Genomic DNA, 14,710 nt, shown 5'->3' with positions numbered 1-14,710 from the left:
AGATAGGCTTTAAGATTCAATTAAAAAATTAAGACTTTATATCCCTCTTCTTCTAATTTTAAAAAACTGGACACTCCAGTAGTATTTGGTATCTTATTTTCACCTAACAAATCAAAACCTGATGGATTAGCTCCCCATACATCGGAACAAGCACTAGATACACCTTCTACTTTATCTTCAATCTCTTTAAATATCTTATGCCCTGGATGTGCTTCGTTTTGCAATACCTCTGGCCATCTTGTACCCGTACCCTGAAAAATTAACTTTACCTCTTTATCAGCCTGCTTATACTCGTATACAGCTGCTAAAGCATTAAATAATCTTCCTAAAGATTCATCTGCACCTGCTTTTGGGTCTGATAATAATACAATTGCTACTTTACTCATTTTATTTGTTTTTATTGATTAATAACTAATTTCATTCTTTAGTTCGTTCTTCTTTTAATTAATTACAGAACGTTCGGTAAAATATTTAGCTAAAAAATTTTAGCTCCTATAAAGCTCTTTAATTTCATTTAATGCATCACCAAATGGATGGGTATTTCCATACGCTTTAGAAACAATTAAAGATCCTTGTATTTTAACCAAAACCTGTATTGCTTTCTGATGAGATACTTCCTTACTGAATCCAAAGTCAGTTCCAATTTTAGAAAATGAAGAAATCCAACCTTCTATTCCTATTTTCAATTCGCCTGTAAAATGTGCCAAGCCTCCACCCAACGTTAAAGCTCCTACAATACAAGATTCCAATCCACATTTGTACAATCTATTTATATTTTCAACGACTGTATCTAGCTTTTCTTCTTTAGAAAGGTTCTCTGCATAGGCAACTTCATAAATTCTTTTTACAAACCACTCATCTACATAACCTAAAACAGCTAAAACTATATCCTTCTTTCCTCCTGGGAATCTGTGATACAAACTTGCCTTTTTTAAACCAGAAGCATCTGCTAACTCATTTAAGCTAGCACCGTCATAACCTTTAGAGCGAATCACCGACATTAGTCTTCCTAATAGCTCCGCATCGTTTACTTTTTGTGGTCTCATGTGGCAAATATATAAAATTTCAGAACAATCGTTCGGTAATTAATTTATTCTTTAGTTCGGAAGTAATTAAATAGCTTACAAAAGACGGATAAGTTTTTAACCTATCCGCTTAAAACTCACTTACTAATTATTGTTAATCATCTATAAAACAGACTCTAACTGATGGTACTCATACAGTTTATTCCACACTAAAAACCCTCCAGAAAGATTCTTTACATTAGAAAAACCTTTGTCTTTTAACAATAAAGCCGCTAAATACCCTCGCATTCCTTTGGCACAATAAACAACTGTTTCTTTTTTAACATCCAAATTAGCTAAAGACATACTTCTTAAACGATCTAACGGAATATGAATTGAATTATAAATTGCTCCCAACTTAGACACCTCTAACTCCGACCTTACATCAATAATCTGAATCGCTGCATTCTCTTGTATCATACCTTGCAATTCTTCTGACGAGATTTCTATACAATGCTCTTTATAAGCGTTAGTCCCAACAAAACCACTTACAATAACAGGGTCTTTAGCAGGAGAAAAAGGTGGAGCATAAGCCAAATCTAAATTCGGTAAATCTTCTATGGTTAATCCTCCATAAATAGCAGTACTCATTACATCAATTCTTTTGTCCACTCCATGTGCTCCAAAAGCTTCACATCCTACTATTTTACCTGTTACTGGGCAATAATAGGTTTCTATAATTACATCTTTTTGATTAGGATAATACCCTGGTGTTGTACCCGCTACAATTAAATTTGTTTTAAAATCAATATTATTCATTCGCATATAATCTGGATTTAAACCTGTACGCCCCAAAGTATTTTCAAAAATTTTTACAATGGCAGTTTTATACCCTCCTTTAAAAACTTCATTTCCACCGGCAGCATTTGCCCCAGCAGTTCTTCCTCCCTTATTAGAATGCGTTCCTAAAGGCAAATAATCGTGTTCGTTTGTTAAGGTGTTTTTTATACTTGCACAATCTCCAGCCGCATAAATATCCGCCAGAGAAGTTTCCATTCTTTCATTCACTTTTAAAGCTCCATTCTTTATATAGGCTGCTCCTTTTTTAGTTAACAGTTCTGTATTGGGCTTTATACCTACACTTAGAATTACAAAATCGGTTGGTATTTCTTTGTCTTCTAGAGGAACACTTGTAATGTTACCGTTATTAACTTTAAATTCGTCTACAAACGTATGCGTAATAACTTCTACTCCGTGTTTTTCTAAGGTGTTTTGGGCAAATTTTCTAAACTTTGATGTCCACATAGGTAAAACACCATCACTCCCCTCTATTAATGTTACTTTTTTCCCTAAGGATATTAAGTTTTCTACCACCTCTACTCCTATCAAACCAGCTCCTAGAATTGTTATGTGTTTTGCAGTATCAATAGCTCCTTTTTGCATTAGTTTGTCAAAATCCTCTAAGGTTCTACAAGGAGACCAATTGTTTGCCCTTTCTATGTTTTTAATTTTTGGAATTACAGTTCTTGCTCCTGTTGTAAACACAAGCTTATCATAATCGTAAATCTCTTTGGTAGTTTTTATTTGATGTGTTTCTGGTAAAATATCTAATACCTCTTCTTCTAAATGCACCTCTATATTAAACCGATCTCTTAACAAATCTGCTTCTACCACTAATAAATTCTCTCGTTGTTCTATAACACCAGACAAAGCGTAAGGTATACCACAAGTAGCATAACTTATGTTCTTACATTTCTCGAACATTCGTATTTGGGCACCTTCGTTTTCTCTTCTTGCTTTAGCTGCTGCAGAAGGACCCGCAGACAAACCTCCTATCACTATAATTTTTGTACTCATCTTTTATTTTTTAGTAAAAGTATAATGAGTAAAAAAAGGCTACAGTAACAAAAGTCACATTAAAAGATAAAATAGTATTTTAATAAAATAAAGGCATAAAAAAACCCTGAAACAAGTTCAGGGTTTTTAAATTATAATGTGCTATGATTAGCTTACAGTTTTAACTGTTTTGATAATACGAGCAGCAATTTTGTATGGGTCTCCGTTTGAAGCTGGACGACGGTCTTCTAACCACCCTTTGTATCCTTTTTCAACAGCGATTAATGGAATACGAATAGATGCTCCACGGTCAGAAACTCCCCAAGAGAAGTCAGTGATTGCAGCAGTTTCGTGCTTACCAGTTAAACGTTGATCGTTATCTTCACCGTAAACAGCAATGTGCTCATCTACTACAGGACGGAAAGCCTCACAGATTTCAGCGTATTTGTCAGCAGAACCACACTCTCTTAACACAGAGTTAGAGAAGTTAGCGTGCATTCCAGATCCATTCCAGTCAGTATCACCTAATGGTTTTGGGTGGTACTCAATGTACATTCCTTTATCTTCAGTTAATCTGTTCAATAAGTATCTAGCAATCCAGATCTCATCTCCAGCTTGTTTAGCTCCTTTAGCAAACAATTGGAATTCCCACTGTCCACAAGCAACCTCTTGGTTGATTCCTTCGAAGTTCAATCCAGTCTCGATACATAAATCAGCATGCTCTTCAACTAAATCTCTACCAAAAGTGTTTTGTCCTCCTACTGAACAGTAGTATTGACCTTGCCATCCGTGGTGAGGGAAACCAATAGGTAATTTAGTTTCAGAATCCATGATAAAGTACTCTTGCTCGAATCCGAACCAGAAATCATCATTATCATCATCGATAGTAGCACGTCCGTTAGTTGGGTGTGGAGTACCATCAGCATTATATACCTCAGTCATTACTAAGTATCCATTAATTCTTGCAGGATCTGGATAAATAGCAACAGGTACTAATAAACAGTCAGAAGAACCTCCTTCAGCTTGGTTTGTAGAAGAACCATCAAAAGACCAGTTTCCGATTTCTTCTAAAGTCCCTTTGAAGTCTCCATGCTCCTCAACCTTAGTTTTACTTCTCAATTGTTGTGTAGGAAAAGTACCATCTAACCAGATGTACTCTAATTTAATTTTAGCCATAATATAAATATGATGTTAATAAAGTTTCTGTTTTATCTCTTAAAGTGAACAAATATATAATAAATAATCTTTTCAACAAGTAAAACTCTACGTATTTGTACGTAGCATAATGTTTTTTATTCTAAATGTGATTTAACCCATTCTTAAAACTGTTTTAACACAGATTTGCAGGTTCTAAAAAAATATAGTGCACACTAAAATGCAATTGATTAAATTTGCAGCACCTTAAATAATACAGATTTATATATGAGTTCTGAAGTAAGTAAAAGATACAGCCAGAGAGGAGTTTCTGCTTCTAAAGAGGATGTGCACAATGCTATTAAAAATGTAGACAAAGGCTTATTCCCTAAGGCTTTCTGTAAAATTGTTCCTGATTATTTAACCAACGATGAAGAGTATTGCTTGATTATGCATGCTGATGGTGCTGGAACCAAATCTTCTTTAGCATACATGTACTGGAAAGAAACAGGAGATGCTTCTGTATGGAAAGGGATTGCACAAGATGCATTAATTATGAATATCGATGACTTATTATGTGTAGGTGCTACAGATAATATCTTGTTATCTTCTACCATAGGACGTAACAAAAACTTGATTCCTGGAGAGGTAATTTCAGAAATTATTAATGGAACTGAAGAATTACTAGCCGAACTAAAAGGATACGGTGTAAGCATCCATTCAACCGGTGGAGAAACTGCAGACGTAGGTGATTTGGTAAGAACTATTATTGTTGATTCTACCGTAACTGCCAGAATGAAACGTAGCAATGTTATTGACAATGCTAATATTAAAGCTGGAGATGTTATTGTAGGTTTAGAATCTTTTGGACAGGCCAGCTACGAAAAAGAATACAACGGAGGAATGGGTTCTAATGGTTTAACATCTGCTCGTCATGATGTGTTTCATAACTATTTAGCAGAAAAATTTCCAGAAAGTTTTGATGCTGCTGTACCTAGTGATTTGGTATACTCTGGAAAAACAAAGTTGACTGATCCTGTTGAAAACGCTCCTATAGATGCTGGTAAATTGGTATTATCGCCAACAAGAACCTACGCTCCTATTATAAAAGCTATTTTAGAAAAATACAACGCTGATCAAATTCACGGAATGGTACACTGTTCTGGAGGGGCTCAAACTAAAATTTTACACTTTGTAGAAAATTTACACATTGTAAAAGACAACTTATTTGACATTCCACCATTATTTAAATTGATTCAAGAAAATTCTGGAACAGACTGGAAAGAAATGTACCAAGTGTTTAACATGGGACATAGAATGGAAGTTTATGTTCCTGCAGATGTTGCCGAAGATATTATTGCAATCTCAAAATCTTTTAATGTCGATGCAAAAATTATTGGTCGTGTAGAAGAAGCAAAGTCCGAAGGACAAAAATCTTTAGTAATAGAAAGTCCTTACGGAACTTACAATTACTAAACATATAAGTTGTTACGTCCTAAAAAACCGTTACAGTTTTATAAAAGATTAAATTTATTAAATATCATCACAAATCATGATTTGTGATGATATTTTTCTTTTTATAGGACTTTATCTTTATTGTGTCCTGTTTATGCATTTGTTCAGGAGTCTTCATCAAACAGGATAAATGAGGTCTTTGAGTATTGTATATTTTGATAGCTTCTTCTACGACCTTTGACATTAACCTAATATTCAGTTTTGAAGTATTAATTAGGAACTCTTGTTTTAAAATACCATTCACTCTTTCTGCTATTGCATTTTGATAAGGATCATAGGACTCAGTCATACTACATTTGATTTTTGCTTTCTTAAGTATTTCTTGATACCTATTGCTGCAATATTGCAGCCCTCTATCGGAATGATGAATTAATTGATTTTTGGGGTATACTCTATTTTTGACAGCCTTTTTCAATGCTTTAATACTAGCATTTACTTCAAGGGTATTATCGAGAGAATAGCCCATGATCTTCTTGGAATAAGCATCTGTTGTTAGTGATAAATACATCGGATTTTGTCTATTTCCCACATAAGTAATATCAGATACCCATACCTGCTCTGGTCTTGTAATACTCAGATGCTCAATCAAATTCTTGTGCTTTCTAAATCGATGATGAGAGTTAGTGGTTATATGATAACTTCGTTTGGGTTTGATTAATAGATGATTTGCTTTGAGAATCTTAAACAACCTATCTCTACCCACTCCTAATTCCCGTAAAGGCTGTTGTAAAATATGATACAATTTCCTTGTGCCAATACGAGGTTGATTCCCACGAATAGAAACAACTAAATCAACTACTTGTTGAGCTATTTCTTTCTTTTTTTTCTTTGATTGTACCGCTCTATAATATACCTGTCTGCTCACCCCAAGTAACTCACAGGTAGCGGAGATACTTTGCTGATAATCTATTCTAAACATATCGATTACTTGGGTTTGGAGTTTTTTCTGATAGGAATATTATACTCCTTTTCAGCCAGATCAATCATCATATCAAATAAGATAGATTTCTTATCGGATTGCTCTAATTGTTTTTCTAAATGTGCCTTTTGTTTTTCTAATAATCGAACCTTTTGTTCAAGTTCCATTAATTTTTGTTCGGGAGTCTTGGGCATATTGGAAGGAGTTTGATTTTCCCAATCAAAGTTACCATATTTTCGTAACCAACTTACAACAGTACTTCTTGCTTGGATACCATATTTACGTTGAGCAGCGGTTGTGGAAAGTTCACCTCGCTCAATCTCTGATACTACTTGAAGTTTAAAGGACATAGTGTAGTCCTTTTGAGTACGCTTTACATAATTTTTATTCATTGCTAAAAAATTAGTGTAACGCTATTTCAGGACGAGACAAGTAACCCATAAAAAAAATCCCGTTCTAAATTTAGAACGGGATTTTTTTTATGCTTTTATGTACTTTAAGATCGAAGCATCAAAAACCTCCGATTTGTTTAAGAACTCGGTTTCAATAGGTAGATAAAATAAATTATTAACCTCGCTTTGTAAGCGTACATAGTCTTTTTCTGTTGTCAATATTTTATACTTCATAGACTTCTCATGAATCTCCTTTAACTCTTTTACTGTAAAATTATGATGATCGGGAAATTCTAAATGCTCAAAATCTAAACCTACTTTTGTTAAATAATCTGTTAGGGGTTTTGCTTTGGCGATTCCCGTTACCAAGACTATTTTTTCTCCTTTTAATTTTCCTAATTTAAACTCATCCGTACCTTTCACTTTTTTTGCATAAGCTACTTTGGTAAAGAATACTTGTTGGTGTTTTTCTGGAGCTATTTTAGCAACAATGGTCTGCTGTTCTTTTTCCGTCAAGTCAGAAGGACACTTGGTTACAATTATAACATCGGCTCTTTTTTTACCCCACCACAACTCTCTTAAATTCCCGGTAGGCATCATAAAATCTTTATAAAACAAACCGCTATAAGAAGTCAGTAAAATATGAAAACCAGCCTTTATTTTTCTATGTTGATAAGCATCGTCTAATAAAACAACAGCTGTTTTAGGTTTCTTTTCTAAAATCTTAGTTACTCCTTCTACTCTGTCTCCATTTACAGCAACTTGAATTTCTTTAAACTTCTGATGGTACTGAAAAGGTTCATCGCCAAGGTCTGCTACTGTAGATTTTTTGCCTGCTAACACAAAGCCTTTGCTTTTTCTTTTGTAGCCTCTACTTAAAACAGCCACCTTAGATTCATCTTTTAACAAGCGTATTAAATATTCTATTTGAGGTGTTTTACCAGTTCCTCCAACACTTAAATTCCCAACACAAATAACAGGAATTTTAAAACTTGTTGATTTTAAAGCACCTACATCGTATAAAACATTTCTAAGAGTTACTATTCCTCCGTACAAAACAGAAAAAGGAAACAATAAAATTCTTAACAGAAAAAGAGGGCTCATCAATGTAAAATAATTGTTAAGTAGTATTTCAAATCTAAAACAATTAAACGCTAAAAGCAACATTCAATAGAACAAAAAATGTATTTTTGAGTATGAAGATTCAAGAAATAACAAACTATATAGAAAAGCTAGCTCCCTTGTCTTATGCAGAGAGTTTTGACAATGTAGGATTGCTAGTTGGAGACTATACTACCGAAGTTACAGGAGTCCTTGTTACTTTAGACACATTAGAAGCAACTGTAGACGAAGCTATAGAAAAAGGGTGCAACTTAATTGTTAGTTTCCACCCCATTATTTTTGGAGGTCTTAAAAAACTAAATGGTAATAATTATGTAGAACGTGTTGTTATCAAGGCAATTCAGAACAATATCGCTATTTATGCAACGCATACCGCCTTAGACAATAGCTTTAATGGTGTTAGTGCAAAAATGTGCGAAGTCTTAGGCCTGCAAAACAAAGCCGTTTTAATTCCTCAAAAAGATACCATCAAAAAACTAATTACTTTTGTTCCAACACAACATGCATCAACACTAAGAGAAGCTCTTTTTAAAGCAGGAGCTGGAGGCATTGGTAATTACGACAACTGTAGCTTTAATACAGAAGGCATAGGTACTTTTAAAGGCAACGAACATTCCAATCCCGCTATAGGAGAAAAAGGAAAATTACAAGAAGAAAAAGAAACTCAAATTGCAATTACATACACCAAGCATTTAGAGAAGAAAATTTTACAAGCTTTATTCAGCACGCATCCATATGAAGAGGTAGCCTATGAAATTACTACTTTAGAAAACACCAATCAGCATATTGGTATGGGAATGGTAGGTGAATTGGCAACAGCAATGAGCTCTAAAGAATTTATTAAGTATGTAAAACAAACCATGAATACAGACTGTATTAGGCACTCTGCATTGCTAGATAAAGAAATAAAAAAAGTAGCCGTTCTTGGTGGTTCTGGTAGCTTTGCATTAGGTGCTGCCATGGGCAAAGGAGCAGATGCATATATTTCTGCAGACTTTAAATATCATGAGTTTTACAAAGCAGAAGGAAAGATTTTAATCACCGACATTGGCCACTACGAAAGTGAACAGTTTACAAAAAACTTATTAGTTGATTATCTTACCAAAAAATTTCGTAATTTTGCAATCATTTTATCGAATTTAAGTACAAACCCAATATATTACTCATAGTATTATGGCAGTAAAAGAAAACGTTACCGTTGAGGACAAGTTAAGAGCTTTATATAATTTACAATTAATAGATTCTAGAATAGACGAAATTAAAAGCGTCCAAGGAGAATTACCTTTAGAGATTGAAGATTTAGAAAGTGAGATTGCTGGTTTGTCTACTCGTATTGAAAAACTAAACCAAGACGTGGCTAACTTTGAAACTGAAATTGCAAATCGTAAGATTAGTATTGAAGAAGCAAAAGAGGCTGCTAAAAAATATGCTGAACAACAAAAATCGGTTCGTAACAACCGTGAATTTGATTCTTTAACAAAAGAAATTGAATTTCAAGAATTAGAAGTTGAATTGGCTGAAAAGAGAATTCGTGAGGCACAAGCTAAAATTGAGCACAAAAAAGAAGCAATTGCTAAAACTACTGACAAATTAAATGGTCAACAAACTCATTTAGATCATAAAAATGCAGAGTTAAACGATATCTTAAAGGAAACTGAGAACGAACAAAACGAGTTGAAAAAACTTTCTGAGCAAATGTCTGAGAAAATTGACGACCATTTGTTAGTTGCTTACAAGAGAATTAGAGGTAATGTAAAGAATGGATTGGCTGTTGTAGCTATTGAAAGAGGAGCTGCTGGAGGTTCTTACTTTACTATTCCACCACAAATTCAAATTGAAATTGCGGGTCGTAAGAAAATTACCATTGATGAGTACTCTGGACGTATCTTAGTTGATGCTGCATTGGCACAAGAAGAGAAAGAAAAATTAGCAAGTATTATCGGTTAATTTTTAACAACATAACTTATATAAATCACCTCTTTAAAAAGAGGTGATTTTTTTTATGCCCATTTTTTAACAATTCATCTATACTAAAACGCCATTCATCTAAATTAACAAATAACAGGATTCTTTAAAATTATCTTTGACAACAAATAGATTAAAAATCAGTAACTTATACATAAAAAACACTGTTGTCATGAAAAGAGAGATACCTCACCAATCATCAAGCAAAACTTTTTTAACTTGCTTGTTTATGATTTTAGCACTAAGTACTTTTGGTGCAAACGAAAAAAGAAAAGACACCAATCAATTCACATCAAGTACTACTGAAACCTGTAGCACTTCTTACAAAGAAAATGGAGGAGGATTCTCCACAAGAATAAACTCAGTTACTTACAACGAAAATGAGACATATACTATAGAAATAGAAGTATCTCACGATGGGTGTTCAGGAAAAGATTGTAAAGAACTAAGTCACTTTTCTATTGAAGTTGATGAAACAAATAAGTTTACAAACGTTTCCTGGAACTCAGTAACTGGTACTACAACTGGAAACATAGAATTATCATTAGGAAATAACGATCCTTTTGATGGATTTAAATTAGACAATGTTAGTGGTATTGGAGATGGTAAAGCTGGTTCCTTTACAATCACTTACACAATAGAGAACTTACAAAACCAACAATTTTTAGCAAAAGCAGGAAACGATTATACGCAAATCGCTTCTTTCACTGTAGCTGAGTTTAATACTGTTAGGAGCTGTTTTTCAGAGGGAACAATTACTAACGAACCATTTAACTGTGTGTACAGTGCCTACCTATTTCAACACGGAGATATTTACGCCGTAAATCTTGCCTCTGGATCTTCTATTTTAGTGAAAGAAAATATTGTAGATACTAAAATAAACGCTGCAGCTTATAACAGTGCAGACGGATACCTTTGGGGATACGTTAAAGACAAGCCAAAAACCTTAATTAGAATTGGTAAAGACTTTGAAACAGAAGAATATACCATTCCTTCTATTCCAGATGCAGGACAGTGGAGTTTTGTAGGAGACATTAATTTAGAAGGTATGTACTACTATAAAATGGGAAGTTCTGTTTTTAAAGTAGACTTAAACCCTGAATCTGAAAACTACTTAACATTTATTGAAACTTTTGATTTACCAAAGAATATCAATAATCACGATTGGGCCTTTAACGCTGCAGATAATATGTTATACACCGTTGAAAGAGGTTCTAACCACTTATACAAAATAGACGTATCTACAAACACAACTATAGATTTAGGAGAAATTCCAATTTTAGCAGGAAACAACTACACTTATGGTGCAGTTTATTTTGATGTGGATGGTAACTTTTACATATCAGCCAATCAAACAGGTACAATTTACAGAGTAAAAGCAGTACATACAATTAACGCTGGAGGTTCTATGGATTCTAACTTATTTGCCTTTGGTCCTGCGAGTGGATCTAATGATGGAGCTAGATGTCCTACAGCACCTGTACCAGACGAAGACTGCTCTAACGGTTTAGACGACGATGGTGATGGTTTGGTAGACTGTGACGACCCAGCTTGTTCGGGTGTAGCTGCTTGCCCAGTAATTACTCCGGTTACTCCTGGTAATGATGGAGGTTTAGAAAGCAACAACCGTTTGTCTGAAAAAATAAACACCCGTAACTATTTTAGAAAAAGAAGAAATTACTCTTTTAACGTAAGTAAAGCACCAACATTTAAACCTGTAGTAGATGCTATAGGAAGTGGAATTGAAAGTATAGAAGATTTTATTCCTACAAAAGTATTAGAAAACACTGTTGTAAAAGAATCTACACCTTTGGACTTATTAAACCTTACCAATGCAATTAACATTTTATCTGTAGACTATGTAAACAACGAACAAGAAACAGTGGCTTCTATACTTGCCTTAGAAACACACAACGCTGTTTATGAGCACACCAAATATATTTGCGACCGTCTGTTAGGTGGACAAATACTAGGAATTAACACTTTTATGATTAACGAAGAAACTTTTATAAAAACAACAATAAAAAATCCTGGTGGAGAAGTAGAACATGTACTAAGCTTTTCGGTACAAGACAAAGGAGATAGTTTTGGTATTGAATCTCACTGGAACTTAGACAAGTATAGCAATGTAGATTTCTTTAACTATCAAATATGGTCTAACTCGGTAGACGATTTATACAAATTGGCTGCTGGTATTATTGAAAACTTTAAAACAGTAAAACCTATAAGCAGTTACAACAACTCTACACCACCAAGCACCTATGTAAGAAGTGGTTACTACAAAAATGGAAAGCTATATTTAAATATTACCAACACTAATAATAGTACCAATTTACATATTAAAGGTGGAATAAGAGAAACTGAAACAAGCGATACAGAAGCGATAGACACCAATGTAAGTATTGACGGTTATAGTTCTGTGTTAGAATTTAATTCTGGTTCTTTGTTTGACTTTGGATTTAGAATTGAAAGCAATAAAGGAGGAACCCCTGATGATATATTTATTGCTGATGGTGCATGGGGAGTTGATGACTCATCTTACAACACCTCTGTAGTATCTTATGAAATTACACCGAACACCGAAGAAGCTGATGAAAACACCTTCTTAGTAGAACGTAACATTAAAATTTCTGCAAAAACAGAACATTACATTTCGGTTTACAAAGCATTTACTCCAAGATTTAGAGCTATTGACTTAAGTGAGTACAATACCTTAAAATTAAGTGCAGAAGGTACTGGAGAAATGACCATCATAATTATGAGAGACGATGTAAGCAACTGGGAAGAACAACACAAATATACTTTTAGCTTAAACAACGAGCTAACAACTAGAGAAATTAGTCTTAAAGATTTTAAAAACAACAAAAACGAATCTATAGACGTTTCAAAAGTAACAAGTATTGTTTTTCAACAAGAAGTAGCTAAGATTGGTGTTGAAGAAACCAAAGAAATGCACATAGAAAACATTCAGTTTAATTACTCTGAAAACCAAATTATAAACGAAACAAGTGCAAACGAAACTGTTTTTACGCAGACCATAATACAAGACGGATCTACTATAGAAATTAACAGTCTTAAAGACAGCACTTACAAACTAACGGTTATGGGAGTAAACGGAAAAACGGTTCAATCATTAGAAGGGAATATATACAAAGGAGCTAATTCTATACCTTATACAAAACCAACAAACACAACGGGTATTTACTTTTACGAAGTAGAAATTACCAACGGTAAAACTTATACTGGAAAACTAATATTTGCAAACTAAACCAAACACTATTACAAACAACAGCCCCACTTTGCAACTAAAGTGGGGCTGTGAATTTGTAAAAAAACTAAATTTTATAAAACTTTTACGTCTACTGCGTTTAATCCTTTTCTACCTTCTTTTAAATCGTACTCAACTGAATCTCCCTCTTTTACTTCATCAACTAATCCAGAGATGTGTACAAAATAATCTTGTTTTGTTTCGTCGTCTACAATAAATCCAAATCCTTTAGAGTCATTGAAGAACTTTACTGTTCCTGTTTTCACTTTATGTAATAATATAGTTTAATAAAGTACAAACATAAGATTTCATAAATTAATTTTACTATGAATTATATTTTTATTTTGTTACCCTTTTGTAAAAAAACACAAAAGCCTTGGTTTTACCAAGGCTTTTATTTATTTTATAAGTAACTAGAAACTACTCGTTTGCAACTTGAGTTACGGTTCTTAACGCAACTTTAAAAATTAAAATTGTATTACTATCATCTACCGGTCTTCCCTCTACAGCATGTGTAAGTCCAGAAGGTAAAATAATAAAACCTCTTCCTTCATTAGAGAATTGTCTAGGCAATTCTGGTGAAGATTCGTCTACAGTACCTTCTTTAAATGACTGAAATCCTAATTTCCATCCAACGTATAAATTCGTAGAAGCTAAATCAAAAAAGTTATCGCTTACATATCTTTCATCTATCGTATCACTTTCCTCTAACTCCCCTGTTTCAGAATTTTTAGACAAACGATGCACTCTATATTCAACATTAATAATATCATTATCATCCGGATTATTACCAACACCTTGATTTGTAATGTAGCTATACATTGTATAATCAACATCATTAAACGTCTTTTCATGCTTTTCCAAATTTGCAGTATCATCAAATAAAGAAACATCCCCTGCTTCTAAATCAACCAACTCACCTGTTTCGGCATCGTAAGTATGGCTCTTTAAGAACTCTTCTACAACACCTTTTTCAGTATCATATTTACCTTGATGGTTATAATTTAACCCACTATCTGGCTCACATCCTATGAATGCAACCGTCGTCAGCACGTAAAAACATACCTTTTTAAAATTCATACTCTCTTGTTTTAAACCCGCAATTTACAATTTTCCTATCTTAGCAAAAAGAAACTACTACAAATTACTTTAAAGAATGCGAATTGATAAATATTTATGGGCTATTAGAATGTTTAAGACCCGTTCTATTGCTACCGAAGCTTGTAGAAAAGGTCATGTAAAACTCAACAATAGTAATGCCAAACCTTCTAAAGATGTGTATGTAGGTGAAAAAATTGAAGTTCGTAAAAACCAAATCAACTATAAATTAGAAGTTTTAGACATTCCACCCAACCGCGTAGGAGCTAAATTGGTAGATTTATATAGAAAAGATACAACTCCAAAAGAAGCTTTTGAACATTTAGAACTTCTAAAGCTCTCTAAAGACTACTATAGACAAAAAGGTGTTGGTAGACCTAGTAAAAAAGACCGTAGAGATTTAGATGAGTTCCAAGAAACTCATATTTTTGACAACGAAAACTAATTTCAGCACATA

Annotated in this window: 14 protein-coding genes; 5 read left to right on the top strand and 9 right to left on the bottom strand. The window is 33.6% G+C overall.

All coding sequences use genetic code 11. The annotated features are described in order from the left end of the window. Positions 1-20: 20 nt before the first annotated feature. The 4 genes from ACXHHC_RS17100 to ACXHHC_RS17085 all read right to left on the bottom strand — a co-directional run bounded on the left by ACXHHC_RS17100 (position 21) and on the right by ACXHHC_RS17085 (position 4,016). A complete protein-coding gene (locus tag ACXHHC_RS17100) occupies positions 21-386 on the bottom strand; it encodes a DsrE family protein (protein ID WP_458227579.1) in 366 nt (121 codons plus the stop codon). 99 nt (positions 387-485) lie between these two features. After that, positions 486-1,046, bottom strand: coding sequence for a TetR/AcrR family transcriptional regulator (locus ACXHHC_RS17095; protein WP_458227578.1), 561 nt, complete (start codon positions 1,044-1,046; stop codon positions 486-488). A gap of 141 nt (positions 1,047-1,187) precedes the next feature. Beyond that, the gene (locus ACXHHC_RS17090; RefSeq protein ID WP_458227577.1) at positions 1,188-2,861 is read right to left on the bottom strand and encodes an FAD-dependent oxidoreductase; all 1,674 of its coding nucleotides are present in this window, start codon (positions 2,859-2,861) and stop codon (positions 1,188-1,190) included. Positions 2,862-3,008: 147 nt separating this feature from the next. Continuing rightward, positions 3,009-4,016, bottom strand: coding sequence for a glutamine synthetase beta-grasp domain-containing protein (locus tag ACXHHC_RS17085; RefSeq protein ID WP_458227576.1), 1,008 nt, complete (start codon positions 4,014-4,016; stop codon positions 3,009-3,011). A 246-nt stretch (positions 4,017-4,262) separates the two neighbouring features. Between ACXHHC_RS17085 and ACXHHC_RS17080 the strand changes: the two genes are divergently transcribed. Then, positions 4,263-5,450 (top strand): AIR synthase related protein, encoded by a 1,188-nt coding sequence (locus tag ACXHHC_RS17080; RefSeq protein ID WP_458227575.1) that lies wholly within the window; start codon positions 4,263-4,265, stop codon positions 5,448-5,450. A gap of 67 nt (positions 5,451-5,517) precedes the next feature. On the opposite strand, the gene ACXHHC_RS17075 is transcribed toward ACXHHC_RS17080, so the two are convergent. The 3 genes from ACXHHC_RS17075 to lpxK all read right to left on the bottom strand — a co-directional run bounded on the left by ACXHHC_RS17075 (position 5,518) and on the right by lpxK (position 7,904). Beyond that, entirely contained in the window at positions 5,518-6,408 is an 891-nt protein-coding gene (locus ACXHHC_RS17075; protein ID WP_458227574.1) for an IS3 family transposase, read from the bottom strand. Positions 6,409-6,413: 5 nt separating this feature from the next. After that, positions 6,414-6,800: a transposase gene (locus ACXHHC_RS17070; protein ID WP_458227041.1), complete on the bottom strand. Its 387-nt coding sequence runs from the start codon at positions 6,798-6,800 to the stop codon at positions 6,414-6,416. Positions 6,801-6,887: 87 nt separating this feature from the next. Continuing rightward, entirely contained in the window at positions 6,888-7,904 is a 1,017-nt protein-coding gene (lpxK, locus tag ACXHHC_RS17065) for a tetraacyldisaccharide 4'-kinase (protein WP_458227573.1), read from the bottom strand. Positions 7,905-7,996: 92 nt separating this feature from the next. Between lpxK and ACXHHC_RS17060 the strand changes: the two genes are divergently transcribed. The 3 genes from ACXHHC_RS17060 (at position 7,997) to ACXHHC_RS17050 (ending at position 13,155) form a co-directional block, all read left to right on the top strand. Beyond that, entirely contained in the window at positions 7,997-9,091 is a 1,095-nt protein-coding gene (locus tag ACXHHC_RS17060) for a Nif3-like dinuclear metal center hexameric protein (RefSeq protein ID WP_458227572.1), read from the top strand. Positions 9,092-9,095: 4 nt separating this feature from the next. Beyond that, positions 9,096-9,869, top strand: coding sequence for a zinc ribbon domain-containing protein (locus ACXHHC_RS17055; protein ID WP_458227571.1), 774 nt, complete (start codon positions 9,096-9,098; stop codon positions 9,867-9,869). 247 nt (positions 9,870-10,116) lie between these two features. Next, complete coding sequence (locus ACXHHC_RS17050) at positions 10,117-13,155, top strand: DUF6923 family protein (RefSeq protein ID WP_458227570.1); 3,039 nt, start codon at positions 10,117-10,119, stop codon at positions 13,153-13,155. 74 nt (positions 13,156-13,229) lie between these two features. Here the strand turns inward: ACXHHC_RS17050 and ACXHHC_RS17045 are convergent, their stop codons facing one another. Both ACXHHC_RS17045 and ACXHHC_RS17040 read right to left on the bottom strand, forming a co-directional pair. After that, entirely contained in the window at positions 13,230-13,421 is a 192-nt protein-coding gene (locus ACXHHC_RS17045) for a cold-shock protein (RefSeq protein ID WP_458227569.1), read from the bottom strand. Positions 13,422-13,575: 154 nt separating this feature from the next. Beyond that, positions 13,576-14,235 carry a hypothetical protein gene (locus ACXHHC_RS17040; RefSeq protein WP_458227568.1) on the bottom strand — a complete coding sequence of 220 codons (660 nt, stop codon included), beginning with the start codon at positions 14,233-14,235 and terminating at the stop codon, positions 13,576-13,578. 76 nt (positions 14,236-14,311) lie between these two features. On the opposite strand from ACXHHC_RS17040, the gene ACXHHC_RS17035 reads away from it, so the two are divergent. After that, positions 14,312-14,698 carry an RNA-binding S4 domain-containing protein gene (locus tag ACXHHC_RS17035; protein WP_458227567.1) on the top strand — a complete coding sequence of 129 codons (387 nt, stop codon included), beginning with the start codon at positions 14,312-14,314 and terminating at the stop codon, positions 14,696-14,698. Positions 14,699-14,710 lie beyond the last annotated feature (12 nt).

The sequence above is a fragment of the Wenyingzhuangia sp. IMCC45574 genome, from assembly GCF_054182685.1.
Note: the sequence above shows the minus strand (reverse complement) of the source record. Positions and strands in the feature narration are given on the sequence as shown.

What these genes read in the sequence shown, in the direction of transcription:
- ACXHHC_RS17100 (WP_458227579.1), bottom strand. Translation starts at nt 386, where the DNA reads ATGAGTAAAGTAGCAATTGTATTATTATCAGACCCAAAAGCAGGTGCA.
- ACXHHC_RS17095 (WP_458227578.1), bottom strand. Translation starts at nt 1,046, where the DNA reads ATGAGACCACAAAAAGTAAACGATGCGGAGCTATTAGGAAGACTAATG.
- ACXHHC_RS17090 (WP_458227577.1), bottom strand. Translation starts at nt 2,861, where the DNA reads ATGAGTACAAAAATTATAGTGATAGGAGGTTTGTCTGCGGGTCCTTCT.
- ACXHHC_RS17085 (WP_458227576.1), bottom strand. Translation starts at nt 4,016, where the DNA reads ATGGCTAAAATTAAATTAGAGTACATCTGGTTAGATGGTACTTTTCCT.
- ACXHHC_RS17080 (WP_458227575.1), top strand. Translation starts at nt 4,263, where the DNA reads ATGAGTTCTGAAGTAAGTAAAAGATACAGCCAGAGAGGAGTTTCTGCT.
- ACXHHC_RS17075 (WP_458227574.1), bottom strand. Translation starts at nt 6,408, where the DNA reads ATGTTTAGAATAGATTATCAGCAAAGTATCTCCGCTACCTGTGAGTTA.
- ACXHHC_RS17070 (WP_458227041.1), bottom strand. Translation starts at nt 6,800, where the DNA reads ATGAATAAAAATTATGTAAAGCGTACTCAAAAGGACTACACTATGTCC.
- lpxK (WP_458227573.1), bottom strand. Translation starts at nt 7,904, where the DNA reads ATGAGCCCTCTTTTTCTGTTAAGAATTTTATTGTTTCCTTTTTCTGTT.
- ACXHHC_RS17060 (WP_458227572.1), top strand. Translation starts at nt 7,997, where the DNA reads ATGAAGATTCAAGAAATAACAAACTATATAGAAAAGCTAGCTCCCTTG.
- ACXHHC_RS17055 (WP_458227571.1), top strand. Translation starts at nt 9,096, where the DNA reads ATGGCAGTAAAAGAAAACGTTACCGTTGAGGACAAGTTAAGAGCTTTA.
- ACXHHC_RS17050 (WP_458227570.1), top strand. Translation starts at nt 10,117, where the DNA reads ATGATTTTAGCACTAAGTACTTTTGGTGCAAACGAAAAAAGAAAAGAC.
- ACXHHC_RS17040 (WP_458227568.1), bottom strand. Translation starts at nt 14,235, where the DNA reads ATGAATTTTAAAAAGGTATGTTTTTACGTGCTGACGACGGTTGCATTC.
- ACXHHC_RS17035 (WP_458227567.1), top strand. Translation starts at nt 14,312, where the DNA reads ATGCGAATTGATAAATATTTATGGGCTATTAGAATGTTTAAGACCCGT.